The 25,174-nt window shown below is 62.3% G+C and carries 23 protein-coding genes and 1 pseudogene; 17 read left to right on the forward strand and 7 right to left on the reverse strand.

The features are described from left to right. Positions 1 to 44: 44 nt before the first annotated feature. Positions 45 to 1,058: a porphobilinogen synthase gene (gene hemB, locus ACHAC9_RS14240; RefSeq protein WP_435760649.1), complete on the reverse strand. Its 1,014-nt coding sequence runs from the start codon at positions 1,056 to 1,058 to the stop codon at positions 45 to 47. Between the two features lie 14 nt (positions 1,059 to 1,072). Continuing rightward, complete coding sequence (gene yihA, locus ACHAC9_RS14245; RefSeq protein WP_435760650.1) at positions 1,073 to 1,837, reverse strand: ribosome biogenesis GTP-binding protein YihA/YsxC; 765 nt, start codon at positions 1,835 to 1,837, stop codon at positions 1,073 to 1,075. Between the two features lie 129 nt (positions 1,838 to 1,966). Here yihA and ACHAC9_RS14250 point away from each other — a divergent pair, with 129 nt between their 5' ends. The 6 genes from ACHAC9_RS14250 to ACHAC9_RS14275 all read left to right on the forward strand — a co-directional run bounded on the left by ACHAC9_RS14250 (position 1,967) and on the right by ACHAC9_RS14275 (position 8,292). Next, positions 1,967 to 2,644, forward strand: coding sequence for a c-type cytochrome (locus ACHAC9_RS14250; RefSeq protein WP_435760651.1), 678 nt, complete (start codon positions 1,967 to 1,969; stop codon positions 2,642 to 2,644). Between the two features lie 100 nt (positions 2,645 to 2,744). After that, entirely contained in the window at positions 2,745 to 4,835 is a 2,091-nt protein-coding gene (locus tag ACHAC9_RS14255; RefSeq protein ID WP_435760652.1) for a cytochrome c biogenesis protein ResB, read from the forward strand. Between the two features lie 40 nt (positions 4,836 to 4,875). Further along, the gene (gene ccsB, locus ACHAC9_RS14260; protein ID WP_435760653.1) at positions 4,876 to 6,036 is read left to right on the forward strand and encodes a c-type cytochrome biogenesis protein CcsB; all 1,161 of its coding nucleotides are present in this window, start codon (positions 4,876 to 4,878) and stop codon (positions 6,034 to 6,036) included. Positions 6,037 to 6,106: 70 nt separating this feature from the next. Next, complete coding sequence (gene msrP, locus ACHAC9_RS14265; protein ID WP_435760654.1) at positions 6,107 to 7,087, forward strand: protein-methionine-sulfoxide reductase catalytic subunit MsrP; 981 nt, start codon at positions 6,107 to 6,109, stop codon at positions 7,085 to 7,087. 3 nt (positions 7,088 to 7,090) lie between these two features. Then, positions 7,091 to 7,714: a sulfite oxidase heme-binding subunit YedZ gene (locus tag ACHAC9_RS14270; RefSeq protein ID WP_435760655.1), complete on the forward strand. Its 624-nt coding sequence runs from the start codon at positions 7,091 to 7,093 to the stop codon at positions 7,712 to 7,714. A gap of 131 nt (positions 7,715 to 7,845) precedes the next feature. Further along, positions 7,846 to 8,292, forward strand: coding sequence for an RcnB family protein (locus ACHAC9_RS14275; protein ID WP_435760656.1), 447 nt, complete (start codon positions 7,846 to 7,848; stop codon positions 8,290 to 8,292). 73 nt (positions 8,293 to 8,365) lie between these two features. Here the strand turns inward: ACHAC9_RS14275 and ACHAC9_RS14280 are convergent. Together ACHAC9_RS14280 and ACHAC9_RS14285 are read right to left on the reverse strand one after the other, a co-directional pair. After that, positions 8,366 to 8,517: pseudogene (locus ACHAC9_RS14280) on the reverse strand (diaminopimelate decarboxylase); the annotation flags it as partial. 257 nt (positions 8,518 to 8,774) lie between these two features. Beyond that, the gene (locus ACHAC9_RS14285) at positions 8,775 to 9,266 is read right to left on the reverse strand and encodes an Hcp family type VI secretion system effector (protein ID WP_435760657.1); all 492 of its coding nucleotides are present in this window, start codon (positions 9,264 to 9,266) and stop codon (positions 8,775 to 8,777) included. A 118-nt stretch (positions 9,267 to 9,384) separates the two neighbouring features. Here ACHAC9_RS14285 and ACHAC9_RS14290 point away from each other — a divergent pair, with 118 nt between their 5' ends. Together ACHAC9_RS14290 and ACHAC9_RS14295 are read left to right on the forward strand one after the other, a co-directional pair. Beyond that, a complete protein-coding gene (locus ACHAC9_RS14290) occupies positions 9,385 to 9,909 on the forward strand; it encodes a lysozyme (RefSeq protein ID WP_435760658.1) in 525 nt (174 codons plus the stop codon). A gap of 11 nt (positions 9,910 to 9,920) precedes the next feature. Next, positions 9,921 to 10,382 (forward strand): hypothetical protein, encoded by a 462-nt coding sequence (locus ACHAC9_RS14295; RefSeq protein ID WP_435760659.1) that lies wholly within the window; start codon positions 9,921 to 9,923, stop codon positions 10,380 to 10,382. Between the two features lie 101 nt (positions 10,383 to 10,483). Here the strand turns inward: ACHAC9_RS14295 and lysA are convergent, their stop codons facing one another. Continuing rightward, positions 10,484 to 11,761 (reverse strand): diaminopimelate decarboxylase, encoded by a 1,278-nt coding sequence (lysA, locus tag ACHAC9_RS14300; RefSeq protein ID WP_435760660.1) that lies wholly within the window; start codon positions 11,759 to 11,761, stop codon positions 10,484 to 10,486. A gap of 7 nt (positions 11,762 to 11,768) precedes the next feature. Continuing rightward, on the reverse strand, positions 11,769 to 12,002 hold the full coding sequence (gene lptM, locus ACHAC9_RS14305) for an LPS translocon maturation chaperone LptM (protein WP_435760661.1): 234 nt from the start codon (positions 12,000 to 12,002) through the stop codon (positions 11,769 to 11,771). Between the two features lie 27 nt (positions 12,003 to 12,029). Here lptM and cyaY point away from each other — a divergent pair, with 27 nt between their 5' ends. Beyond that, positions 12,030 to 12,359 (forward strand): iron donor protein CyaY, encoded by a 330-nt coding sequence (gene cyaY / locus ACHAC9_RS14310; RefSeq protein ID WP_435760662.1) that lies wholly within the window; start codon positions 12,030 to 12,032, stop codon positions 12,357 to 12,359. A gap of 63 nt (positions 12,360 to 12,422) precedes the next feature. Here the strand turns inward: cyaY and ACHAC9_RS14315 are convergent, their stop codons facing one another. Continuing rightward, entirely contained in the window at positions 12,423 to 14,699 is a 2,277-nt protein-coding gene (locus ACHAC9_RS14315; RefSeq protein ID WP_435760884.1) for a penicillin-binding protein 1A, read from the reverse strand. Between the two features lie 324 nt (positions 14,700 to 15,023). On the opposite strand from ACHAC9_RS14315, the gene ACHAC9_RS14320 reads away from it, so the two are divergent. From ACHAC9_RS14320 to ACHAC9_RS14355, 8 genes are all read left to right on the forward strand, one after another. Beyond that, positions 15,024 to 16,088 (forward strand): pilus assembly protein PilM, encoded by a 1,065-nt coding sequence (locus ACHAC9_RS14320; RefSeq protein WP_435760663.1) that lies wholly within the window; start codon positions 15,024 to 15,026, stop codon positions 16,086 to 16,088. Next, positions 16,088 to 16,723, forward strand: a complete 636-nt coding sequence (locus ACHAC9_RS14325) for a PilN domain-containing protein (protein ID WP_435760664.1) — start codon at positions 16,088 to 16,090, stop codon at positions 16,721 to 16,723. The genes ACHAC9_RS14320 and ACHAC9_RS14325 overlap by 1 nt, the downstream gene beginning before the upstream one ends. Beyond that, positions 16,720 to 17,394 (forward strand): type 4a pilus biogenesis protein PilO, encoded by a 675-nt coding sequence (locus ACHAC9_RS14330; protein WP_435760665.1) that lies wholly within the window; start codon positions 16,720 to 16,722, stop codon positions 17,392 to 17,394. Before ACHAC9_RS14325 ends, ACHAC9_RS14330 begins: the two co-directional genes overlap by 4 nt. After that, a complete protein-coding gene (locus ACHAC9_RS14335) occupies positions 17,391 to 17,927 on the forward strand; it encodes a pilus assembly protein PilP (protein ID WP_435760666.1) in 537 nt (178 codons plus the stop codon). Before ACHAC9_RS14330 ends, ACHAC9_RS14335 begins: the two co-directional genes overlap by 4 nt. Further along, positions 17,924 to 20,104, forward strand: coding sequence for a type IV pilus secretin PilQ (gene pilQ / locus ACHAC9_RS14340; RefSeq protein ID WP_435760667.1), 2,181 nt, complete (start codon positions 17,924 to 17,926; stop codon positions 20,102 to 20,104). Before ACHAC9_RS14335 ends, pilQ begins: the two co-directional genes overlap by 4 nt. 149 nt (positions 20,105 to 20,253) lie before the next feature. Continuing rightward, positions 20,254 to 22,353: an Ig-like domain-containing protein gene (locus ACHAC9_RS14345; RefSeq protein ID WP_435760668.1), complete on the forward strand. Its 2,100-nt coding sequence runs from the start codon at positions 20,254 to 20,256 to the stop codon at positions 22,351 to 22,353. Positions 22,354 to 22,387: 34 nt separating this feature from the next. Beyond that, positions 22,388 to 24,001, forward strand: coding sequence for a bifunctional shikimate kinase/3-dehydroquinate synthase AroKB (gene aroKB, locus ACHAC9_RS14350; protein ID WP_435760885.1), 1,614 nt, complete (start codon positions 22,388 to 22,390; stop codon positions 23,999 to 24,001). Positions 24,002 to 24,011: 10 nt separating this feature from the next. Continuing rightward, on the forward strand, positions 24,012 to 25,151 hold the full coding sequence (locus ACHAC9_RS14355) for a deoxyguanosinetriphosphate triphosphohydrolase (protein WP_435760669.1): 1,140 nt from the start codon (positions 24,012 to 24,014) through the stop codon (positions 25,149 to 25,151). Positions 25,152 to 25,174 lie beyond the last annotated feature (23 nt).

Consider the following 25,174-nt stretch of genomic DNA (forward strand, 5'->3'; position numbering starts at 1 on the left):
AAAACCGTGCCTCGGCACGGTTTTTTCATTCGACGCCGCAGAACTTATCCACCGGCCTTCAGTTTTCTCGCCACGTCCAGCGCAAAATAGGTCAGCACGCCATCGGCGCCGGCGCGTTTGAAGGCCATCATCGATTCCATCATGACCTTGTCGTGATCGAGCCAGCCGTTCTGCGCGGCCGCCTTGATCATCGCGTACTCGCCGCTGACCTGGTAAGCGAAGGTCGGGACCTTGAACTCGTCTTTTACCCGGCGCACCACGTCCAGGTAGGGCATGCCTGGTTTCACCATCACCATGTCGGCGCCTTCAGCCAGGTCGAGCGCCACTTCGCGCAAGGCTTCGTCGCTGTTGGCCGGGTCCATCTGGTAGGTGTTCTTGTCGGCCTTGCCGAGATTTGCGGCCGAACCGACCGCGTCGCGGAAGGGCCCGTAGAAGGCCGACGCATACTTGGCGGAATAGGCCATCAGGCGAGTGTGGATGAAGCCGTGTTCTTCGAGCGCGTTGCGGATCGCGCCCATGCGCCCGTCCATCATGTCCGATGGCGCGACGATGTCGACGCCGGCTTCGGCCTGGGCCAGCGCCTGTTTCACCAGCATGTCGATCGTCTTTTCGTTGACGATATAACCGTTTTCGTCCGGCAAGCCATCCTGACCGTGGGTCGTGAACGGGTCGAGTGCGACGTCGGTCAGGATGCCCAGTTGCGGGAAATTCTTTTTCAGCGCCCGCACCGCGCGCGGCACCAGGCCGTCCGGATTGGTCGCTTCCACGCCATCATAGGTTTTCAGCGATGCATCGATCACCGGGAACAGCGCCAGCACCGGAATGCCGAGCGCCACGCATTCCTCGGCCACCCCCATCAAAATATCGACCGAGACCCGTTCCACACCCGGCATCGACATGACCTGCTGGCGCTGGTTCTCGCCGTCGAGGATGAAGACCGGATAGATCAGGTCCGACGCGGTAAGGGTGTTTTCGCGCATCATGGCGCGCGAGAACGGATCGCGGCGCATGCGGCGCATGCGCGTGGCTGGGTACTGGCCGGTAATGATGGAACTCATCGTGATCGCTTTCTTCAGGATTGGTCGGGAGCCTTGGCGCTGTCGTCGGTGCCTTCGTTGTTATCGTCGTCTGTGCCTTCGTCGCCGGCATCTTCTTCGTCTGCTGCTTCGGGTTCGATGTCCAGGCCGACCAGCTGCTGGATCTTGGCGTCCGCCTCCTCGATGCCGATGCGTTTCAGGGCCGAGAACAGCTGGACCGTGAACGGGAAGCCTTCGCCATCTTCGTCGACATAGCTCTCGAGCACGCCCTTCGCCTCGCGCAGCACGTTGGCCTGCTCGTTGCGGTTGAGTTTATCGGCCTTGGTCAGGATGCAGTGGATCGGTTTGCCGGTCGGGGCGAACCATTCGAGCATCTGCGTGTCGAGGTCGGTGAACGGGCGGCGCGAATCCATGATCAGTACCAGCGCGGCGAGCTGCTCGCGCCGCTGCACGTAGTCGCCCAGCAGCTTTTGCCAATGCAGCTTGGCCGTGCCCGACACTTCGGCATAGCCGTAACCGGGCAAGTCGACCAGCATGCAGCGGATTTCCTCGACGATGGTGGGGTCCTTGCGGTGCTGGGCGACGTGGGCGCCGCCGATCGAGAAATAATTGATGTGCTGGGTGCGGCCAGGGGTCTTCGACGCGAACGCCAGGCCCTTCTGGTTGGTCAGGATATTGATCGCGGTCGACTTGCCCGCGTTGGAACGGCCGGCAAAGGCGATCTCGGGCACCACGGTGTTGGGGAGATCGCGCAGTTGGTTGACGGTCGTGAAGAAGCGGGCTTGCCAGAGTTTGGACATGGGGGAGAGATGAAAAATGCAATGAAATGAAGCAATAGGGAAACAAAGCTATTGTACAATAAGGGGTTGTCAAGGGCGTTAGTAGGCCGCTATATATCAAACTGTTGTCGACTTTTTCAGGGTGCTCGAATGAATCGTGTGTCTGTACCGTCCGCTAATGCGGTGTTCGTGAAAACGTTGTTGGTTGCAAGCCTGGCGCTCAGCAGTGTTGCCGGCGCAGCCGAAGCGCAGCGCCCCGCCGTCAAACCCGACGCCGCCAAAGGCGCCACCCTGTACGACAGCGGCGATACCGCGCGCGGGTTGCCGGCCTGCCTGTCCTGCCACGGCGCGAACGGCAATTCGACCATGGCAGCCAATCCGAAGCTGTCGAACCAGATCGAAGCCTATACCCACAAGCAGCTGGTCGACTTCACGACGCCGCAACGCGTCAATCCGGTCATGACCACCTACGCCAAGATGCTCACCGACGAGGAAAAGCGCAACGTCGCCGCCTACCTCGCCATCCAGAAAACCAAGCAGGGTGCAGCGAAAAGCAAGGACACGGTCGAGCTGGGCCGCAAGATCTACCGTGGCGGCATCGCCGAGAAGGGCGTCGCCGCCTGCGCCAGCTGCCATGGCGCCGCCGCCGGCGGTATCCCGATCCAGTATCCGCGCCTGGCCGGCCAGCATCAGGATTACACGACGGCCCAGCTGGTCGCTTTCCGCACCGGCGCGCGCAGCAACAGCCCGCAAATGACGACGCTGGCACAGCGCCTCTCGGACGCCGAAATGAAAGCGGTGGCCGATTACATCGCGGGTCTACGTTAAGCGACGATTGACCACGTATTGAAAGGGCGGCAGCGCAAGCTGGCGCCCTTTTTGCTGTAAGCTCGCGGCGCATTGACCGCACGAGGAAGTTGGCAGAACCATGAGCACCACCGGAATTGAACTGAACACGCGGCGCCGCGCGCTGGCCGATACCGTCGAGCTCGTGTCGTCGATGCGCTTTGCGATCAGCCTCCTGATGATCCTGTCGATCGCGGCCATCATCGGCACCGTGCTGCGCCAGAACGACATCATGCCGAACTATGTGAACCAGTTCGGCCCGTTCTGGTACGAAGTGTTCCGCAAGCTCGGCCTGTATACCGTCTACACCAGCTGGTGGTTCCTCCTGATCCTGCTGGTGCTGATCGTCTCGACCAGCCTGTGCCTGATCCGCAACGCGCCAAAAATGATGCGCGACATGCGCAGCTGGCGCGAGTCAGTGCGCGAAGATTCCCTGCGCAATTTTCACCATAAAAGCGAGTGGACGGCAGCGCTCGATGCTGGCGCACTCGCCCGGCAGAGCGCGCTGCGCCTCGGCCACGCCGGCTACAAGGTAAAAATCGTCGAGAAGGACCACGGCACGCTGCTGGCGGCAAAGAAGGGCGCCGGCAACAAGTTCGGCTATATCTTCGCGCACACGGCCATCATCGTGATCCTGCTGGGCGGCATGCTCGACTCCGAATTGCCGATCCGCTTGCAGCAGTGGTTCCTCGGCAAGACCCCGTACGCAGGTGGCGGCCTGATTGCCGACGTGCCGGCCCGGCACCGCCTCTCCGTATCGAACCCGACTTACCGCGGCAACATCCTGCTGGCGGAAGGGCAGACCGGGCGCGTCGCCTCCATCGCACAAGCGAGCGGCACATTGCTGCAAGAGCTGCCGTTCGACCTCGAGCTGAAGAAATTCCACATCGAGTTCTATTCGACCGGGATGCCCAAGCTGTTTGCCAGCGACGTCGTCGTGCACGACCGCGAACTGGGCAAGACCTTTCCGGCGACGATCAAGGTCAACGAGCCGCTGATCTACAAGGGCGTGGCCGTCTACCAGTCGAGCTTCGAGGATGGCGGCAGCCGCCTGAAACTGACCGGCTTCCCGATGGCGGGCGGCGAGGCGCGTGCCTTCCCGATCGCCGGCGAAGTCAATGGCGCCACCGAACTGAAGGCCGCGGGTACGACCTACTCGGTCGAATGGTCGGGTTTCCGACCGTTCAACGTCGAGAACATTGCCGGTACCGACGTGCGCGCGGTGACGAAGGGCCAATCGCTCAACGAGCAATTCGCGGCGACACTGGGTAAAGCCTCGGGCTCGGCCGGCAAGAACGCCGAGAACAAGGATCTCAAAAATGTCGGCCCGAGCGTGCAATACAAATTGCGCGACCAGACCGGGCAGGCACGCGAATTCCTGAACTACATGCAGCCGGTGACGCTCGAAGGCAGCCAGGTCTACCTGGCCGGCGTGCGCGCCAGTCCGTCCGAATCCTTCCGCTTCCTGCGCATTCCCGCCGACGAGGCCTACAGCGTGCGCGAATGGATGCGCCTGCGCGCGGCGCTGGCCGACCCTGCGCTGCGTGCCGAGGCGGCGCGCCGCTATGCCGCGCGCACCATGGCGCAGGGCCAGCCGGGCGGGGCGCAGTTCGCCGACCAGTTGCGCGAGTCGGCGCAGCGCACGCTGGGCATGTTCGCCGGCGACGGCACGCCGGGCGGCTTCGTCGCGGTGGCCCAGTTCCTGGAAAAGATCCCGGCGGCCGAGCAGGAGAAGGCGGCGGCGGTCTTCATCAAGATGCTCAACGGCGTGTTGTGGGAACTGTGGCAGGCGGCGCGCGTAACAGACGGGCAAGCCCCGCTCGATGGCAAGGACAGCCATGCGCGCTTCCTGCAGCTGGCCACGAATGCCTTGTCCGACAGCTTCTTCTACGGCGCCCCGGTGTATTTGCAGCTGGACGAATTCGTCGAAGTCAAAGCGTCGGTGCTGCAGGTAACGCGTTCGCCCGGCAAGAAGATCGTCTATCTCGGCTGCGTGCTGCTGGTCGCGGGCATCTTCGCGATGTTCTACATTCGCGAGCGGCGCCTGTGGATCTGGGTGAAGAACAATGAGGGCGGGGCCCACGCCCTGATGGCAATGAGCACCCAGCGCAAGACGCTGGATTTCGAAAAAGAGTTCGCCGAGTTGGCAGCCACGCTGCCGCAATCGGCGTAAGCTGGCAGCGTTGCCGAAAAACAGGCACTGGAGACTAAGCATGGAAGCATCCCGACCGAACCCTGGCGTGATCTACAAGGAAACGCCCGGCTATTTTCGCCGCTTGAGCATCGTTGACTGGATCTTCGGTGCCGGCCTGATGGCCGCGACGCTGTTCGCACTGAGCCGCTATGCCGGCTACATGGATGGCTACGAGCGCGCCATCCTGCTCTTGAGTGCGCCGACCTTCGCCGCCCTGGGCTGGCACTGGAAACCGGTGCGCTGGCTGATGCCGGTCATCGCTTTACTGTCGCTCTGGGCGATTTCTCTGTACGACGGCGCGCTGGCAAACGCCGAACAGAAATTCTTCCTCAAGTACATGCTGTCGAGCCAGTCGGCCATCCTCTGGATGAGCGCGCTGTTCATGTTTTCGACCGTGTTCTACTGGATCGGCCTGCTGGCCCGCTCTGAGTCGGGTGGGGCGATCGGTTCGCGGCTGTGCTGGGCCGCCGTCGTGCTCGGCTTTACCGGCATGATGGTGCGCTGGTTCGAAAGTTACCTGATCGGTGCCGACGTCGGTCACATCCCGGTATCGAACCTGTACGAAGTGTTCATCCTGTTCGCGATGATCACGGCGCTCTTTTACCTGTATTACGAGGAGCGCTATGCCACGCGCCAGCTGGGCGCCTTCGTCCTGCTGATCATCGGCGCGGCCGTCATTTTCCTCCTCTGGTACACGGTCACGCGCGACGCGGCCACCATCCAGCCGCTGGTGCCGGCGCTGCAAAGCTGGTGGATGAAGATCCACGTGCCGGCCAATTTCATCGGCTACGGCACCTTCGCACTGGCCGCGATGGTCGGCACCGCCTATCTGCTGAAATCGCACGGCATCCTGGCCGACCGCTTGCCGCCGCTGGAAGTGCTGGACGACGTCATGTACAAGTCGATTTCGGTCGGTTTCGCCTTCTTCACGGTGGCCACCATCCTCGGCGCGCTGTGGGCGGCCGAGGCCTGGGGCGGCTACTGGTCGTGGGACCCGAAAGAGACCTGGGCCCTGATCGTCTGGCTCAATTACGCGGCCTGGCTGCACATGCGTTTGATGTCCGGCCTGCGCGGACGCGTGGCGGCCTGGTGGTCGGTGGTGGGCTTGCTCGTGACCACGTTTGCCTTCCTGGGCGTGAACATGTTCCTGTCGGGTCTGCATTCCTACGGAGAACTGTAAAACTTCGCAACACGGCAAACCAATTTGACGAAATCGTGTATCGTCATGATTCAATTGCCTGGAGTAAGCGATGCTCATCAAATCTAACCGCGAGGGTAGCAATCCACCGCTGTCATCCGAAATCACGCCGCGTGAGGTCTACGAAGAGCGCCGCACCTTTATTGCCCGCATGGCGGCCGGTGCCGTCGCCGGCAGCGCCTTGTGGGAGATGGCGAACCGCGAAGCGTTTGCTCAGGCGCCGGCAGGCCAGAAACTGGCCGCGCGCGCCAATCCGGCGCTCTCCACGACCGAGCCGCGTACCGCCTTCAAGGATGCGACCGGCTACAACAATTTCTATGAGTTCGGTTTAGATAAGGGCGACCCTGCCGACAACGCCCACACGCTCAAGACGCGTCCCTGGACGGTGCTGATCGACGGCGAGATCAAGAAGCCGATGCGGCTCGATATCGACAGCCTGACCAAACTCGCGCCGCTGGAAGAGCGTGTCTACCGCCTGCGCTGCGTCGAAGGCTGGTCGATGGTCATTCCCTGGGTCGGCTATTCGCTGTCGAATCTGATCAAGCACGTCGAGCCGAACGGCAACGCGAAATTTGTCGAATTCACGACGCTGGCCGATCCGAAGCAGATGCCCGGCTTGCGCAGCGGTGTGCTCGACTGGCCGTATGTCGAGGGCTTGCGCCTGGACGAAGCCATGCACCCGCTGGCGCTGCTCACCGTCGGCATGTATGGTCAGGTGCTGCCGAACCAGAACGGTGCCCCTGTGCGCCTCGTCGTGCCTTGGAAGTACGGTTTCAAATCGGCCAAGTCGATCGTGCGCATTCGGTTTACGCGCGACCAGCCGAAAACGGCCTGGAACGTCTCGGCGCCATCGGAATACGGTTTCTATTCGAACGTGAACCCGAAGGTCGATCACCCGCGCTGGTCGCAGGCAACCGAACGGAGAATTGGCGAAGACGGCTTCTTCAAGAAGAAGCGCGAGACGCTCATGTTCAACGGCTACCCGGAAGTCGCGTCGCTGTACGCTGGCATGGACCTGAAAAAACTCTTCTGAACGATGGCGTTTACTCCTTCGGCCAAACAGCTGTCAAGCATCAAGGGCCTGGTTTTTGTCGCGGCGCTGCTGCCGTTTCTCTGGGGTCTCTGGCTCGTGCTGCGGCAAGTGCCGGTCGATCCGCTCGAATACATCACGCACGAGACGGGCGACTGGGCGCTCTACCTGCTGTGCATTTCACTGGCGGTCACGCCGCTGCGGCGTTTGACCGGCTGGAACTGGCTGGTCAAATTGCGGCGCATGCTGGGCCTGTTCACCTTTTTCTATGCGCTGCTGCACTTCATCGCTTTCCTCTGGTTCGATCATTTCTTCGACGTCAGCGCGATGCTGCGCGATGTGGCCAAGCGGCCGTTCATCCTGGTGGGCTTCACCGCCTTCGTGCTGCTCATTCCGTTGGCCGCGACCAGCACCAACGCCATGATCAAGCGCCTGGGCGGTCAACGCTGGCAGTGGCTGCACCGGCTCATTTACCTGATCGCGCCGCTCGCGGTGCTGCATTTCTGGTGGATGAAGGCAGCCAAGAACAACCTGGCCCAGCCAGCCTTGTTCCTGGCGATCGTGGTCGTGCTGCTGGGGATGCGCGTGTACTGGAGCCGGGTCAAGGCGCGCGCGGCGGTGCGCGCTTGAGTGCACTGATGGTATTTACGTCCTGAAACGTTTGGTAGCGTTCCTTACCGGTCTGCCTCACCTGTTCGGTCCGATTCACGGTGTAATGGGTTCACTAAAGCAGTCCCACCGTTACACCGAGAGGAATGACCATGAAAACCACTGTGATCGCATCAGCACTTTTCGCTCTGAGCGTCGCCGCCAGCGGCAGCGCTTTGGCGCAACGCGGTGACCACGGCAACGATCGTTACGATAACGACCGGAATGGCAGGGCGGAGCAGCGCAATGACAGCTACAACAACGACCGCAACGACAATGGCCGCAACGACCGTTTCGACCGCAACAACCGTAATGACCGTTACTACAATGCGCAGAACTTTCGTCGCGACGACAAGCGCGGCGGCGGCCCGCGTCACGATTTGCGCCGCGGCCAGCGCCTGAACCAGGAATACCGCAACAACCGTTACGTCGTCAGCGACTGGCGCGCGCGCCGGCTGAGCGCGCCACCGCGTGGCCATCACTGGGTCCGCACCGGCAACGATTACGTGCTCGCAGCGATTGCCACCGGCATCATTGCCCAAGTCTTGCTGAGCAATTAATCCAAGGCTGAGAATACAAAAACCGCACCCTCGGAAAGAGGGTGCGGTTTTTTTCGTCAGGGCAGTGAGCTCCTTACTTCAGCATCGATTCCAGCGCAAACAGTTCAGCTGGATTCTCGCGCCGGCGAATCAGGTGCACCTGTTCGCCATCGACCATGACTTCGGCGGCACGTCCGCGCATGTTGTAGTTCGAGGCATCGTCATGCCACACGCGCCGGCACGCATCTTTACTACATAATCGCGCCGCCCGCCGTGCTGCATCTTTGGTAAATAAATGTGGCCAAGAACAACTTGGCAGCCAGCAGCTTTTGCAGCCATGGTGGCACTGCTGCCGGGATGCGGTTTCACTGAAGCCGGTCAAGTCGCGCGCGGCGATGCTCGCCTGAACATGATGATGCTCACGGTAATTCACTTGGCAGGCGATCTTTGGGGCAAGTTAAAAAAGCCCCGAAGATTCGGAGCTTTTTAATATGGTTTTCTGCTTATGCAACTTTATTGGCTGCCAAGTCCCAGCCGCCGACAGTCGAGCCTCCTCCTCCACCGGCAATCTTTTGCTGAGTATATTTCCATTTTACTTTGGAGAATTTCAGGCTGACATGCTCGGCGAGAATAGAGCCGGCTTCAATGCCGGGAGAAATCGCTCCGATCAGCACGTTTTCAAGCTCAATTTCGAAGTACTTGATTGGCGTTCCGTTGCCATCTGCGCGCATGAATTCAAATTTCGCTTTCGGGATGGTTTTTCCCATCGCGCAAGTCTGCATTAGAATCGGCGACGACACATCCGCCAATTTGCTGAATGTGACGTCTTCCAGTTCCACTCGTTCCGCCGTATGACCACCGCCAGTAGAAGCTGTTGCGCTTCGGGGTTGTACAAGCCCCCAATTTACGGACTCGCATTCAATCCAGTCTTTATGCTTGTCGTCTTGCGATTCACCTTTAATTCCATCGATTTGCAGGTACACCTCGATTGCCATGGATCCTCCTGTGAGTAAGAAATCTATCTTGGAACACTATGGACGAGACCGATTGTGTCAGCTCAAGGAGTCGCCGTCTCTCGATGATAGATTCAAAGTTTAGCTCAACGATGAAGTTATGATGACCGGCCAGTTAGCAGTCCTTAGCCCAAATGCGAATATGAAGATGAGTCCCGAAGCAAGGGCGCGGATGCGTGCTGTCGAAAAGAACGTCTATAAATATTATAACGATATGGGTAAGAACAAAGGGCATTGTACTTGGGGTGCAGGTATTCTTGCACATAAAGGCGTTTGCACAAATGAAGAATTGGGAAGGAAAGTTTCGGTTAAGTCGGTTGATCAGGAGTTTGAACGCCGTGTTGCTGATGCTGAACGGTCGGTTCGTCGCAATATTAAAGTTTTAATTAACCAAGCTCAGTTCGATGCGCTGTGCAGTCTTACGTATAACGTTGGAGCAACTGGAGCAAGTGGCACGTACGGTTATGTGAACGAAAATGATTTTGCAGGTGCAGCTACAAACATATCGAAAATGATTAAAGTTGAAATCAAGGCGAAGGGGAGAAAGAAATTGGTTATTGCTCCGGGGTTGATCAAGCGCCGCGAAGAAGAAAGCGGCCCTTTCCGTATAAAGAACGAAAGTTAATAGGAGGAATTATGCCTTTTTTTAGCTGGCCTACATTGCCTCACCGTGCGTGGGCATTGCCAGTCATTGTCGCGCTTGCTCTAAATGGTTTCGCCCCGTTTTACGCTTACGCTGTTGAGAATCAAGACCGTAGAGTTATTGGAAAATGGCGGCTGACCGCGGCTCTTGATTCTTCCGAGATAACATCTCTTGATGAGGGTGAGGCAGAGCAGCTTGTGGGGCAAGTGATGACGATAACTGACGATCGAGTACAGTTCGGTAAGCGCAAGTGCTTACCCCCTGACTTAGATGCGGAACGCGTCGAGCCGCGGCTATACGTCCGTGAGAAAGCCCATGCAAGCGCATCAAAACTTGGTCTGCCGAACCCGGTAACGGTTGTAAATCTCGGCTGTACTGTCGCGTTCGTCAAGAACCGCAATCACTTGGTCATCCACTGGGGCGGCTGGTTCTTCAACGCTCGGCGCATGCCGTAGTGGCTGCGCGCATAAAAAAATGCTCCGGTAGCTAACCCAGAGCATTTTTTTCAGTCTATCAGCGCTTAACGGTTTAACCCTAAGCGGCCGTAGCAAAGCCCTTACTTCAGCATCGATTCCAGCGCAAACAGTTCAGCTGGATTCTCGCGCCGGCGAATCAGGTGCCCCTGCTCGCCATCGACCATGACTTCGGCGGCGCGTCCGCGCGTGTTGTAGTTCGAGGCCATCGTCATGCCATACGCGCCGGCACTCATCATCGCCAGCAAATCTCCGGGCTGCACTGCCAGCGCACGCTCGCGCGCCAGCCAGTCGCCCGATTCGCAGACGGGACCGACGATGTCGTACAGGACCGGTACATCGCTGCTGGGCTGAACCGCCTTCATGTCCATCCAGGCGCCGTACAGGGTCGGGCGCATCATGTCGTTCATGGCGGCGTCGATGATGCAGAAGTTTTTCTCGGCGCCTGGCTTGAGGAATTCGACTTTCGTGACCAGTACACCGGTGCTGGCGACGATCGAGCGGCCCGGCTCGAAAATGACTTTGATGGCGCGGCCGCCGTGACGTTCGGCGCGCCAGGCGTCGATGCGCGCGAACAGGCGTGTCAAATAGTCGCCGACCGGAACCGGCGGCGCGTCGCCGGCCGCGCCATAGTCGACGCCGATGCCGCCGCCGATGTCGAGGTGGTGGATGTGGACGCCTTCGTTATCGAGCGCGTCGATCAGTTCGATCAGTTTATCCAGCGCTTCGAGCAGCGGCGCGTCGTCCAGCAGCTGGGAACCGATATGGCAGTCGATGCCAACTACATCCAGATTGGGCAGGGAGGCGGCTGCGCGGTAGGTCTCGAGCGCATCATCAAAAGCGACGCCGAATTTATTTGCTTTCAGGCCAGTCGCGATATACGGGTGGGTCTTGGCGTCGACGTTCGGGTTTACGCGCAGCGAGACCGGTGCGCGCTTGCCCATGCTGGCGGCGACGTCGTTCAGGCGGTGCAGTTCGGGAATCGACTCGACGTTGAAGCAGAGGATGCCCTTCTCCAGCGCCAGGCGCATCTCGCGCTCCGTCTTGCCTACGCCCGAGAAAATCACCTTGCCCGGGTCGCCGCCGGCGGCCATCACGCGCAGCAGTTCGCCGCCCGAGACGATGTCGAAGCCCGCGCCTTCGCGTGCCAGCAGGTCGAGGATGGCCAGGTTCGAATTGGCCTTCATCGCATAGCAGACCAGGGCGTCGCGGCCCCGGCAGGCGTCGCTATAGGCCGCGAAGTTTTCCAGCAGCGCCGCTTTCGAGTAGACATAGGTCGGCGTGCCGAAGGCTGCGGCGATGTCGGGCAAAGGGGTGCTTTCGGCGTGCAGGACGCCGTCTTGGTACGAAAAGTGCGACATGAATCTCTTATTGGACGGGGACGGGAGCGGAAACAGGCACGGGATTCGCGGTCTGGGCCGCCGCGGGCGCGGCTTGCGAGGCAGGTGCGACCACCGGTGTGACCGGCTGGATCGGCGCTGCGGCAGGTTTTGCAGGCGGTGTCGGCATGTACAGCGGGCCGGTCTGACCGCATCCGGCGAGGACAAGGACGAGCGCGGCAGCAAAGGGAAGCGCGGAAGGTGACTTCACGATTAGAATCACGGTTTGATTAAGACATTGGAGTGTAGCATGACCGAATCCGAATTCTTGGACCTGGCCGATTCGACGCTGAGTCGCATCGAGACCTGTTTCGACAACCTGAACGACCAGGACGTGGTCGACGTCGAGTGCAAGCGCAACGGCAACGTGCTCGAGATCGAGTTCATCGCCAACGGCTCGAAGATCATCGTCAACAGCCAGGCGCCGCTGCAGGAAATGTGGATGGCGGCGCGTTCGGGCGGCTTCCACTACAAGCGCGTCGGCGACGAGTGGCGTAATACCCGTGACAACAGCGAGTTCTTTGCGGCGCTGTCGGAGATCGCCACGCAGCAGGGCGGGGCGCCGGTGAGGCTGGGGTGATATAAAGAGATGAAAGAATATTTCATCGGCAGGCCTGCCGTGAAATATTCTTTCAAGCCCGCCTTAAAACAACTCGTTTCTCACCGCGTCCTGCGCCTTCTGCTCTGCCGGCGCCGGCGTCGTTCCCACATCCAGCGACTGCACCCCGGTCCCCGGTGGATTCTCGGCATAGTAATACTCGCCATTGGCCATGATCAACCCCGGCGGCACCGTACGTTCCTCGACCGGCATGTCCTTCAACACGGTCTGCATGTAGCCGATCCAGATCGGTAGCGCCAGGCCGCCGCCGGTCTCCTTGTTGCCCAGGTTCTTGGGCTGGTCATAGCCCATCCAGGCGATCCCCACTACCTTCGGCTGGTAGCCGGCGAACCAGGCGTCGATCGAATCGTTGGTGGTGCCGGTTTTACCCGCGATATCGGTGCGCTTCAACGTGGCGGAGGCTTTCGCCGCGGTGCCGTAGCGCGCCACGTCGCGCAGCATGCTGTCCATCAGGAAGGCATTGCGGGCGTCGATCACCCGGTTCGCTTCCGTTCCGGCACGGTCCGGACGCGCTTCCGACAACACCTTGCCGGCGCTGTCGGTGACCTTCGAGATCAAATACGGGCTGATGCGGTAGCCGCCGTTGGCGAACACGGCATACGCGCCGGCCATCTGCAGCGGCGTGGTCGCGCCGGCGCCCAGAGCCAGGGTCAGGTAGGGCGGGTTCTTGTCCGGATCGAAGCCGAAGCGGGTCGCGTATTCCTGGCCGTAGCGCGCACCGATGCGGTTCAGGATGCGGATCGAGACCATGTTCTTCGATTTCGTCAAGCCGCGCCGCATCGACATCGGGCCTTCATACTTTGCGTCGTAGTTCTTCGGCTCCCAGGCCTGGCCGCCGGTCTGGCCGGCATCGAACGAGATCGGCGCGTCGTTGATCATCGTGGCCGGCGACAGGCCGCGCTCGAGGGAAGCGGAATAGATGAACGGCTTGAACGAGGAGCCCGGCTGGCGCCAGGCTTGCGTCACGTGGTTGAATTTATTCCGGTTGTAATCGAAGCCGCCGACCAGCGCGCGGATCGCGCCGTCTTCGGTGCTGGCCGACACGAAGGCCGATTCGACCAGCGGCATCTGCGTGATCTTCCAGTCGGCGCCGCTGTCCTGCATGACGCGAATCAGCGCGCCACGGCGGATGCGGCGGTTCGGCGCGGCTTTCGCCGACAACCAGTTCGATGCGAACGACAAGCCCGGGCCGGTGATCTTGATTTCTTCGCCCGAGGCCAGCACCGCGGTCACGCTCGAGCTTGATGCCTGCAGCACGACGGCGGCCACGATGTCGTCGCTGTCGGGCTTTTCCGCCAGTTCCGCTTCGATGGCTTCGTCGGCTTCGGTCTTGTCCTTCGGGATCTCGATATACGATTCCGGGCCGCGGTACGGGTGGCGCCGTTCGTAATCCATCACGCCGCGGCGCACGGCGAGGTAGGCCGCGTCCTGGTCGGCCTTCGTGATCGTGGTAAACACGTTCAGGCCGCGCGTATACGTGTCTTCCTTGAACTGTTCGTACACCAGTTGGCGCGCCATCTCGGCCACGTACTCGGCGTGCACGCCAAAGGCGGTGCTGTCGGTCTTGATGACCAGTTCTTCGTTCTTGGCCGTTTCGAATTGCGCGTCCGTGAGGTAGCCGAGCGAATGCATGCGCTGCAGGATGTACTGCTGGCGCGTTTTCGCGCGCGTCGGATTGACCACCGGGTTGTAGGCCGACGGCGCTTTCGGCAGGCCGGCCAGCATCGCCGCTTCGGCCACCGTGATGTCGCGCAGGTCTTTGCCGAAATAGATCTGGGCCGCCGACTGGAAGCCGAAGGCGCGCTGGCCCAGGTAGATCTGGTTCATGTAGACCTCGAGGATCTGGTCCTTGGTCAGGTTCTTTTCGATCTTCCAGGCCAGGAGCGCTTCGTAGGCCTTGCGCTTCATGGTCTGTTCGGAAGACAGGAAGAAGTTGCGCGCCACCTGCTGCGTGATGGTCGAGGCGCCCTGGCGCGAGCCGCTGGTGGCGTTGTGCAGGGCCGCGCGCAGCACGCCCCAGTAGTCGACGCCGCCGTGCTGATAAAAGCGGTCGTCCTCGATCGAGAGCACCGCCTTCTTCATCACGTCCGGGATGTCCTTGAAGCGCACCAGAGTGCGACGCTCCTCGCCGAATTCGCCGATCAGGACGTTATCGGCGGTAAAAATCCGCAGCGGCATCTTCGGGCGGTAGTCGGTGATGGTGTCGAGCGCCGGCAGGTTTGGGTAGGCCATGGCCAGCGCGAACACCACCAGCAGCACCCCGACCAGGGCCAGGCCGGCGAGCCCGGCAAAGGCCCACATGAACAGGCGCTTGGGGCTGAATTTGTGGGGGACTGGCGTATTCGTCGTTTGGGAAGATTTCATGCTGGGATTCACAGTGTTGATCCGCCTCATTATAAGGCACCCCCTTCCGTGGTGGTACGGACTCATCCACAAGCGGTGTGTGGCATGCCTGACAAGGGGTATTAGTAAGGGAATATCAGAGTGTGGCGTCCCCGTCGGATTGTAATGTTCCAGTGTAGAAATATCTTGTCGGGGCGCACTATTGTCGCTACGATTTAATGTACTGCCTCATATATGTGCAGCAAGTTAAGTTTTTTGCAGAAGAATTCGAGGAGTACGCGCGTGATCAATCTAGGTTCCTTGTTCGGAAAGTCGAGCCCTCCGCTTGCCGGACTCGACATCAGCACGTCGGGTCTGCGCCTGGTCGAGGTGGCCGATGTCGGCAAGGGTGTGCTGCGCCTGGAGCGCCACGCGTTCGAAGCGCTGCCACGCGGCGCCGTGGTCGACGGGAATATCGAGAATTTCGACCAGGTGGCCGAGGCCGTGCGCCGCATCTGGAAGAAAAGCGGCACCCGGGCTCGTAACGTCGCGCTCGGCATGCCGCCGGCCGCGGTCATCACCAAGAAGATCATCCTGCCGGCAGGCATGGCCGAAGACCAACTCGAAGTGCAGGTCGAATCCGAAGCCAGCCAGTACATCCCGTTCGCGCTCGATGAAGTGAGCCTGGACTTCGACGTCGTCGGTCCTGCCCCGAATTCGCCGGACGACATGGAAGTGATGCTGGCCGCGGCGCGCCGCGAAAAGGTCGAGGACCGCGTGGCGCTGGCCGAAGCGGCCGGCCTGATTGCTACCGTGATGGACATCGAATCCTACGCCGCACGCGCCGCATTGGAACGCGCGTCGCCAGGCGGCCAGGACAAGATCGTCGCCCTGTTCCAGATCGGCGCCGGCATGACCCATGTGTCGGTGCTGCAGAACGGCGACACGATTTACGAGCGCGAGCAGCCGTTCGGCGGCAACACCCTGACCCAGGACATCGTGCGCACCTATGGCATGGCCTACGAGGAAGCGGAAACGCGCAAGAAATCCGGAGACCTGCCGGAAAACTTCCGCGCCGACGTGCTCACACCCTTCCTCGAAAGCGCGGCGATGGAAGTGACGCGCGCGATCCAGTTCTTCTTTACCTCGACGCCTTACACCCGCATCGACCAGATCTGGCTCGCCGGCGGCAGCGCCCAGCTGCCCGGCCTGACCGAGCTCATTGGCGGACGCACGCGCATCCCGACTGCGCAGGCGGCGCCGTTCGACAACATGCTGCTGGCACCCGGCCTGCGCGAAGCGCCACTGCGCGCCGAGGGCCCGTCCTACCTGGTTGCCTGCGGCCTCGGCCTGCGGAGGTTTGGCTGATGATCCGTATAAATTTGCTCCCGCACCGGGAAGCGAAACGCAAACAGAAGCAGGCGGCCTTCATTGCCATGCTGGTGCTCGGCGGCCTGCTGGGCGTGGCCATCGTGCTGCTGGTGGGCGGCTGGAACGCCAGCCGCATCGCGATCCAGGAACAGCGCAATGCCGTGCTCTCCACCGAGAACGCTGAACTCGACAAGAAGATCAAGGACATCGCCACGCTGAAGGAAGAAATCAACGCGCTCAAATCGCGCCAGCAGGCAGTCGAAGATTTGCAGGGCGACCGCAACCAGCCGGTCTACCTGTTCGACGAACTGGTGCGTCAGACGCCCGAAGGCGTGTACCTGAAGTCCTTCGAGCAGGATGGCCAGCGCGTCATTTTGAGCGGCTACGCCCAGTCGCAGGAACGCGTGGCCGAGCTGCTGCGCAACCTGTCGGGCAATTCGCCCTGGCTCGAGCGTCCCGATCTCACCGAAGTGAAGGCCGCGACGCTGACCCAGAACAAGGTCGTGCGCAAGGCGGTCGAGTTCAGGCTGGCCGTCGCCATCAAGCGCGCCCGCGAGAGCGAAGAAAGCGAAGACGGCAAAGGGAAAGCCCCGTTGGGCGGCATCGCCAGGGCGGGAGAAAACAAGCCATGAACATCGACCTGAAACAACTCGGGGCCGACCTGTCGGCCCAATTCCAGGATTTGCAAGGGCGCGCGCCGGGCCTGTGGCCGCTGGCGCCGCGCCTGTTGTGCGCGGCCGGCGTGATGGCGGCCGTCATCGTGCTCGGCTATTTCCTGTACTGGAGCGGGCAGTTCGAGACCCAGGAGTCGCTGGCCACCCAGGAATCGACGCTGCGCGACGAATACCGGACCAAGGTGACGCAAGCGGTCAACCTGGAAGCGCTGCAGGCGCAAAAGATCCAGGTCGACCAGTCGGTCGAGCGCCTGGAAAAGCAACTGCCGAGCAAATCCGAGATGGCTGCGCTGCTGTCGGACATCAACCAGGCCGGCGTCGGCCGCGGCCTCGCGTTCCAGTTGTTCCGCCCCGACCAGATCGTGGTGCGCGATTACTACGCCGAACTGCCGATCGCAATCGAAATCACCGGCAGCTACCATGACCTGGGCGCCTTTGCCGCCGACATGGCCCACCTGCCGCGCATCGTCACGCTCAACGGCATGCGCCTGAAGACCGGCAAGGACGGCACCCTGACCCTGGAAGCGATCGCAAAAACCTTCCGTTACCTCGACGCCGACGAACTGGCGACGCAGAAAGCGGCACGCCTGAAGGCGAAGAAGAACAAGAAAGCGGAGGGCGCGCCATGATGAAGACGAACAGTGCGGTGCTGGCGCTGGCGGCCCTGGTCCTGGCGGGCTGCGGCGACAGCGACGTGCGCGAAGTGCGCACCTGGATGGAAGAAACCAGGGCGCAAACCAGACCGAACGTCAAACCGCTGCCGGCACCGAAAGAATTCGTGCCGTATGCCTATCACCAGGCGCAGGCGCCCGATCCGTTCAGCGACGCCAAGCTGGCCGGTCCGGGAACGATGGCGGCGCAACCGAATGCGGTGCAGCCGGACCTGAACCGTCCGCGTGAAGCATTGGAGAACTATCCTCTCGACACTATGCGGATGGTGGGTATGATGCAGAAGGCCGGTGTCAGCTTTGCATTGGTGCAGATCGAACGCAGTGTCTACCGCGTGCGGGCAAGACAACGCCTGGGCCAGAACTTCGGCCAGGTGACGCGCGTGACCCCGGCCGCCGTGGAGATCCGGGAAATGGTACAGGACGCAGGCGGCGATTGGGTCGAGCGGATATCGAAGCTGGAATTGCAGGAAAGTAAGGAGATCGGTAAATGACCCCATTCGCAATCAACCACCTGAAGCAGGGCGTGCGCACGCTGCTGCTGCCGGTATTGCTGGCGCTCGGCGCCGGCGCCGCGCAGGCACAGGCGCAGTCGCCCGAGAACGCGATCGAAGCCATCAGCGCCAACCAGCAGGGCGCGAACGTGGTGGTCAACATCGCGATGAAGACCGCCCCGACCAAACTGCCGCTCGGCTTTGCGATCACCAATCCGGCGCGCATCGCGCTCGACTTCGGCGCTACCACGAATGCCACCGGCAAGAGCGTGCAAGAGATCAACCTGGGCGAAGTGCGTGGCGTGAACCTGGTGCAGGCCGGCGAGCGCACGCGCCTGGTGATGAACCTCAAGCGCGCGGCCAGCTATTCCACCGCCATCGACGGCAAGTCGATCCTGGTGACGGTGGCCGGCGGCGGTGCGGCGGCGTCAAGCGCTCCCCCGCAAGCCGCGCCAGCACAGACAAGCCCCAACATCCCGGCCATCCGCCAGGTCTTGCGCAACCTCGACTTCCGCCGCGGTAACGACGGCGAAGGCCGCGTCGTGGTCGACCTGCCGAACAATGCCGTCGCGGTCGACGTGCGCCAGCTAGGCAACAAGGTGCAGGTCGACTTCATGAATGTCGGCCTGCCGGAAACGCTGCGCCGCCGCCTGGACGTCACCGATTTCGGCACGCCGGTGTCGCGCGTGACGACGAGCAGCAATGGCGCCAACGTGCGCATGATCATCGACGCACAGGGTCAGTGGGAGCAGTCGGTGTTCCAGAGCGACACCCAGCTGGTGGTGGCCGTGCGTCCGGTGAAGGAAGACCCGAACAAGCTGACCCGGGGCACGCAAGGCTACCGCGGCGAGAAGATCAGTTTCGATTTCCAGAACATCGAAGTGCGCGCCGCGCTGCAGGCGGTGGCCGACATCTCGGGCCTGAACATCATCGCCAGCGATTCGGTCGCCGGCAGCCTGACGCTGCGCCTGAAGGACGTGCCGTGGGACCAGGCGCTGGACGTGATCCTGCAATCGAAGGGCCTCGACATGCGCAAGAACGGCACCGTCATCTGGATCGCGCCGAAAGAAGAGCTGCTGACCAAGGAAAAGCTGGAACTCGAGCAGCGCGCGCAGATTTCGGACCTGGAACCGCTGCGCTCGGAAATCTTCCAGCTGAACTACCAGAAGGCCGAATCCTTCCGCACCGTGTTTGGCCTGGATGCCGCGGGCGGCGCGACCAGCAATACCGGTAACCGCGTGCTGTCGAAACGCGGCAGTGCGATCATCGATCCGCGCACGAACCAGCTGTTCGTGACCGACATCGTCTCGAAGATCGAAGACATCCGGATGCTGATCCAGAAGACCGACGTCGCCTCGAAGCAGGTGCTGATCGAAGCGCGCCTGGTCGAAGCGAACGATGGCTTCTCGCGCAACCTGGGCGCCAAGATCGGTTTTAACGACATGCGCGCCCTGCGCGGCGGCAACCAGGGCTATGGCATCGGCGGCAACAACCGGGTCGCCATCGGCGGCAACCTGACCGGTGTCGGCCAGGACACGCTGCAAACGCCGGAAGACGGCTCGTCCTACAACAACACCACGATGGTGAACCTGCCCGCCGCCGCGCTCGGCGGCATCTCGCCTGCGAGCATTGCGTTTTCCCTCTTCTCGTCGGCCGACAACCGCTTCCTGAACCTGGAGCTGTCGGCGCTGGAAGCGGACGGCAAGGGCAAGATCATTTCCAGCCCGCGCGTGGTCACCGAAGACAAGATGGTGGCCGTGATCGAGCAGGGTATCGAGCTGCCGTACCAGGTGGCATCCTCGAGCGGCGCGACCTCGATCGAATTTAAGAAGGCGAACCTGCGCCTGGAAGTCACGCCGCAGATCACGCCGGACGGCAACGTGGTGCTGGAAGTGGACGTCAGCAAGGATTCGAAGGGCGAAGAAACGCGCGCCGGCTTTGCGATCAACACCCAGCACGTGAAGACCAAGGTCATGGTCGAGAACGGCGGTACGGTGGTGTTGGGCGGTATCTACCAGCAGACCGAACGCACCAACGTCTCCAAGGTGCCGCTGCTGGGCGACGTCCCGGTGCTCGGCTACCTGTTCAAGACCGAGGGCCGCGAGAATACGAAGACCGAACTGCTGGTCTTCATCACGCCGAAGATCGTCGCCGACCGCGTCTCGGCAGGGCGCTGAGCCCCACCAGGACAGGCGACCAACGGCTACCCATGACCGGATACAGACAGCGACGCGCCGAAAGGCGCGTCGCTGTGTCGTTTCAGAACTCCCGAACCATGCCGTCTGCATCAAGGGCGGCTCAAACAACCAACAAGAACTGGACCATCATGCAGCAGACCTCGACACGCATTTCGCCCGCCATCTTCAAGCGCACGGCCCTGACCCTGATCGCCGCGGCGGTATTGTCCGCCTGCGGCGGCGGTGGCGGCGATCCCGGCTCGGTGCCGGCCGCTTCCGGCAACCCGGGCGCTGGCACCGGCGCTGGTACCACGCCGACCACGCCGACGACGCCGGTCGCCACCGAGACCCGGGTGAGCCTGGCCATGGTCGACGGCTCCGGCAATCCAGTGACCAGCCTGTCCGGCGGCCAGACGGCCACGCTCAAGGCAACCGTCCTGACCCCGGCCGGCAAGCCGGCCGTGGGCGCGATCGTCCAGTTCGCTGCGGGGACCGATGGCCTCGTTGTATTCACCCCCGACACAGGCTCGTCACTGACCGACGCCAACGGCGTGGCCGTGGTGACGGTGAAGCCGGCCAGCTTCACCACCGCGGGCGCGGTTGCCGTGAACGCGACCGCGGTCGTGGAGGGTAAGACCGGCAGCAGCGGCGTGAATATTTCGATCGGCGCCGCACCGCTGACGGTGGGCACGCTGTCTTTCTCGGCGGCGCCTGCCGGCCGCCTGCCAGCCTTCAGCACACTTGCCCTGAACATCCCCGTGACCAGCGCAGGACAGCCGGCAACGGCATCGACCGGATTGACCTTGAATTCGCTGTGTGTCGGCGACGGCACCGCCACCCTGGTGCCGGGGGCGATCAGCAACGGCGTGCAGGCGGCAACCTATACCAACAATGGCTGTCTGCGCGGGCGCGACACCATCACCGCAGCAATCGGCAACTCGAGTCAGACCATCGGGATCGATGTCAGCGCGGCGAACATCGGCGCGATCCAGTTCAGTGGCACCAGCCAAAGCGGCACTTCGATCGTGCTCAAGGGCTCGGGTGGCCAGGGCCGCTCCGAATCGGCGCAGCTGACCTACCGCGTTGTCGACCAGCAGGGTAATGGCCTGGCGGGCGTCGACGTCGACTTCAGCGCGACCACCTACACTGGCGGCCTGGCCGTCAGCCCGACCCGCGCCACCACCGACGCCTCAGGCAACGTCAGTACCATGGTCTCGTCGGGCACGATCCCGACCCCGGTGCGCGTGCTCGCCACCGCCAGCCGCAACGGCAGCACGATGACTGGCCTGTCCGACGCTCTGACTATTTCGACCGGCCTGCCGATCCAGCGTTCGATGTCCTTGAGCGCCGAGCATCACAACATCGAAGGCGGTAATACTGACGGTATCAAGGTCGGCATCACGGTGCGCTTGGCCGACCAGTACGGCAATCCGGTATCGAACGGCACCGCGGTCAACCTCGTCACGGAGGGCGGCGCCATCGGTACCGCGGCCCAGGGCGGCTGCGTCACCACGGACGGCGGCTGCTCGGTCGAGCTAGTCAGCCAAAACTACCGTCCGGTCGACGGCCGTGTGACAGTGCTGGCCTTCGTCCAGGGCGTCGAGAACTTCACCGACACCAACGGCGACGGCCAGTACAGCTGCATGGGCTTTACCGGCGCCCCCGGCACCTACCGGCCGCTGGTCGACGCCTGCCCGAGTGGCGGCGAACCGTTTGAGGACATGCCCGACCCATTCCTCGACACTAACCGCAATGGTGCGTACGAGTCGGGCGATCGCGACCTGCCATTTCCATTCAACAGCACGTCATACAAGGCAAGCGGCAACGGCGCCTGGGGCCTGAACTACCTGCGCGACTCGACCGAGATCGTTTTCAGCGGTTCGTTCGGGAAGTTGAGCCAGGTGTGCGTCGGCTCCACCTGCGACGGCAGCATCTACAGCAACGGCGCCACGATCCCCGTGCCGTTCCCGGCTGCGACGGCCTGTTCGGCGTCGCGTTCGCTGTCAGTGCGCCTGGCTGACTCGAACAACAATCCGCTGCCGTTCGATACCCAGTTGGCGGTGCTGTCAGCGAATATGGTAACGGTGACGACACCGTCGCCAGCCAAAATTCCATCAACCGGCGCCACGGGCGGTACGTTCCACCTGATGACGGTGACACCGGACGCTGCCTGCGTGCGAGGAGATTTCACGCTCCAGGCGACGACGCCACAGGGTAAGATTACGGAATTCAAGTTCACCGTAAACTGATGTGAAATCCGAAAATGTGTTTCTTGTCGGACTGATGGGGTCCGGCAAGACCACCATCGGCCGGCTGCTGGCGCGCCGGCTGGGCAAGCGCTTCGTCGATTCCGACCATGCGATCGAGGCGCGCACCGGCGCCACGATCCCGTGGATCTTTGAAATCGAAGGGGAAGCGAGCTTTCGGCGGCGCGAAGCGGACATGATCCGCGAATTGACGTCCCAGCGCGGCATCGTGCTGGCCACCGGCGGCGGCGCCGTGCTCGACGCCGCCAGCCGCGCCCATCTCGCCGAACGCGGCACCGTGATCTACCTGCGTGTCGGCATCGGCAGCATCCTGCAACGCACCTCGCACGACAAGAACCGTCCGCTGCTCCAGACCGCCGACCCGCGCAAGAAGCTCGAGGCCTTGCTGGCCGAGCGCGAGCCGCTGTACCGCGAGATCGCCGACCTCGTCATCGATACCGGCCGACCTAACGTACAATCGATGGTTCAGACCATTTTGGACCAGCTCGACGCGCTCAACACGGCGCGCTCGCGGCGCGCAAGGGCGGCATCGATGAATCAAACAGCACACATCAATCTCAACGTCGACCTGGGCGAGCGCAGCTACCCGATCGCGATCGGCCCCGGCGTGATCGACGACGGCGCTGCGCTGCTGCGCCAGGTCGGCGGGCATAAGGCGGCGATCGTCACCAACACGACTGTCGCGCCGCTGTACCTGGAAAAAATCGCCGCGCCCCTGCGCGCGGCCGGACGCGAAGTCGTCGAAATCATCCTGCCGGACGGCGAAGAGCACAAGGTGTGGGGCTCCCTGATGACGGTGTTCGACGCGCTGCTGGCAAACAAATGCGATCGCAAAACCACCTTGATCGCCTTGGGTGGCGGCGTGATCGGCGACCTGACCGGTTATGCCGCGGCCAGCTACATGCGCGGCGTGCCGTTCGTGCAGATCCCGACTACCTTGCTTGCCCAGGTCGATTCCTCGGTCGGCGGCAAGACCGGCATCAACCACCCGCTCGGCAAGAACATGATCGGCGCGTTTTACCAGCCGCGCGCGGTGCTGGCCGATACCAGCACCTTGTCGACCTTGCCGGCGCGCGAACTGTCGGCGGGCCTGGCCGAAGTCATCAAGCATGGCGCCATCCTGGACGCCGAATTTTTCGACTGGATCGAAGCGAACATCGGGCGCCTGATGGCGCGCGACCCGGCCGCGCTGTCGCATGCGATCGCGCGCTCCTGCGAAATCAAGGCCGACGTGGTGCGCAAGGACGAGCGCGAGGGCGGCCTGCGGGCGGTGCTCAACTTCGGCCACACCTTCGGTCACGCGATCGAGGCGGGCCTCGGCTACGGCGCCTGGCTGCATGGCGAAGCGGTTGGTTGCGGCATGGTGATGGCGGCGGATCTGTCGCGCCGCCTCGGTTTCATCGACGACGCCACGTTCGAGCGCGTGCGCGCGCTGGTGTTGGCCGCCGGTTTGCCCGTGGCCGCGCCGGACCTCGGCATCGAGCGCTGGATCGAGCTGATGGAAGTGGACAAGAAGAACGAGGGCGGGGCGATCAAGTTCATCCTCCTGAAACCCCTGGGCAGCCCGAGCATCATGAGTGTGCCCTCGGCGCTGCTGCTCGAGACGCTGAGCGCCTGCGTACAACAATGAGGAAGCGCGCATGATCGATTTCGACTGCAACCTGGCCCCGTACGCGGCGCATTCGGCCACGTCGCGCGGGCGCCGTTTCGACGAGCCGGCGCCCGGCTCGCGCAGCCAATTCCAGCGCGACCGCGACCGCATCATCCACTCCACCGCGTTTCGCCGCCTCGAATACAAGACGCAGGTTTTCCTGAACCACGAGGGAGACCTGTTCCGCACGCGCCTGACGCACTCGATCGAAGTCGCGCAAATTGGCCGCACGCTGGCGCGCAGCCTGCGCCTGAACGAAGACCTGGTCGAAGCGACCGCGCTGGCGCACGACCTCGGTCACACGCCTTTTGGGCACGTCGGCCAGGACGTGCTCAACGACTGCATGAAGGACTACGGCGGTTTTGAACACAACCTGCAAAGCCTGCGCGTGGTGGATCACCTGGAAGAGCACTACGGCGCCTTCGACGGGCTGAACCTGACCTTCGAGACGCGCGAAGGCATCCTGAAGCACTGCTCGCTGAACAATGCGCGCACGCTTGGCGAGCTGGGACAGCGCTTCATCGACAAGACCCAGCCGGGCCTGGAAGCGCAGCTGACCAATCTCGCCGACGAGATTGCGTACAACAACCATGACATCGACGACGGCCTGCGTTCCGGCCTGCTCACGATGGCGCAGATGGACGAAGTGGACCTGTTCGCGCGCCATCGGCATGCCGTGGAGGCCCAGTATCCGGGCCTGCCGGGCCGGCGCGCGCTGTACGAGACGATCCGCCTGATGATCACCGCGATGACGGCCGACCTGGTCGGCACCTCGGCCGCGCTGCTGCGGGACGCCGCGCCGAAGCACATCGACGACGTGCGCGCAGCGCCGCCGCTGATCCGCTTCTCGGACACGATGCGCGCCGAAACGACCGCATTGAAACGCTTCCTGTACGCGAACCTGTACCGCCACTTCAAGGTCAACCGCATGCGGGTAAAAGCGAGCCGCATCGTGCGCGAACTGTTCGACGCCTTCATGACCGACCCGGTGCTGCTGCCGCCCGATTACCAAGTGGCGTCCGGCGACACATTCAAACAGGCGCGCAAGATCGCCGATTACATCGCCGGCATGACGGACCGCTATGCGATCCGCGAGCACAAGCGGATTTTCTCGCTCGACGAGCTGTAAGGGATTGTCGTTGTAGTGTGGGC

Origin of the sequence: Massilia sp. CMS3.1, assembly GCF_051262535.1 — a bacterium.
In the GTDB taxonomy this organism is placed as follows: Bacteria; Pseudomonadota; Gammaproteobacteria; order Burkholderiales; family Burkholderiaceae_D; genus Telluria.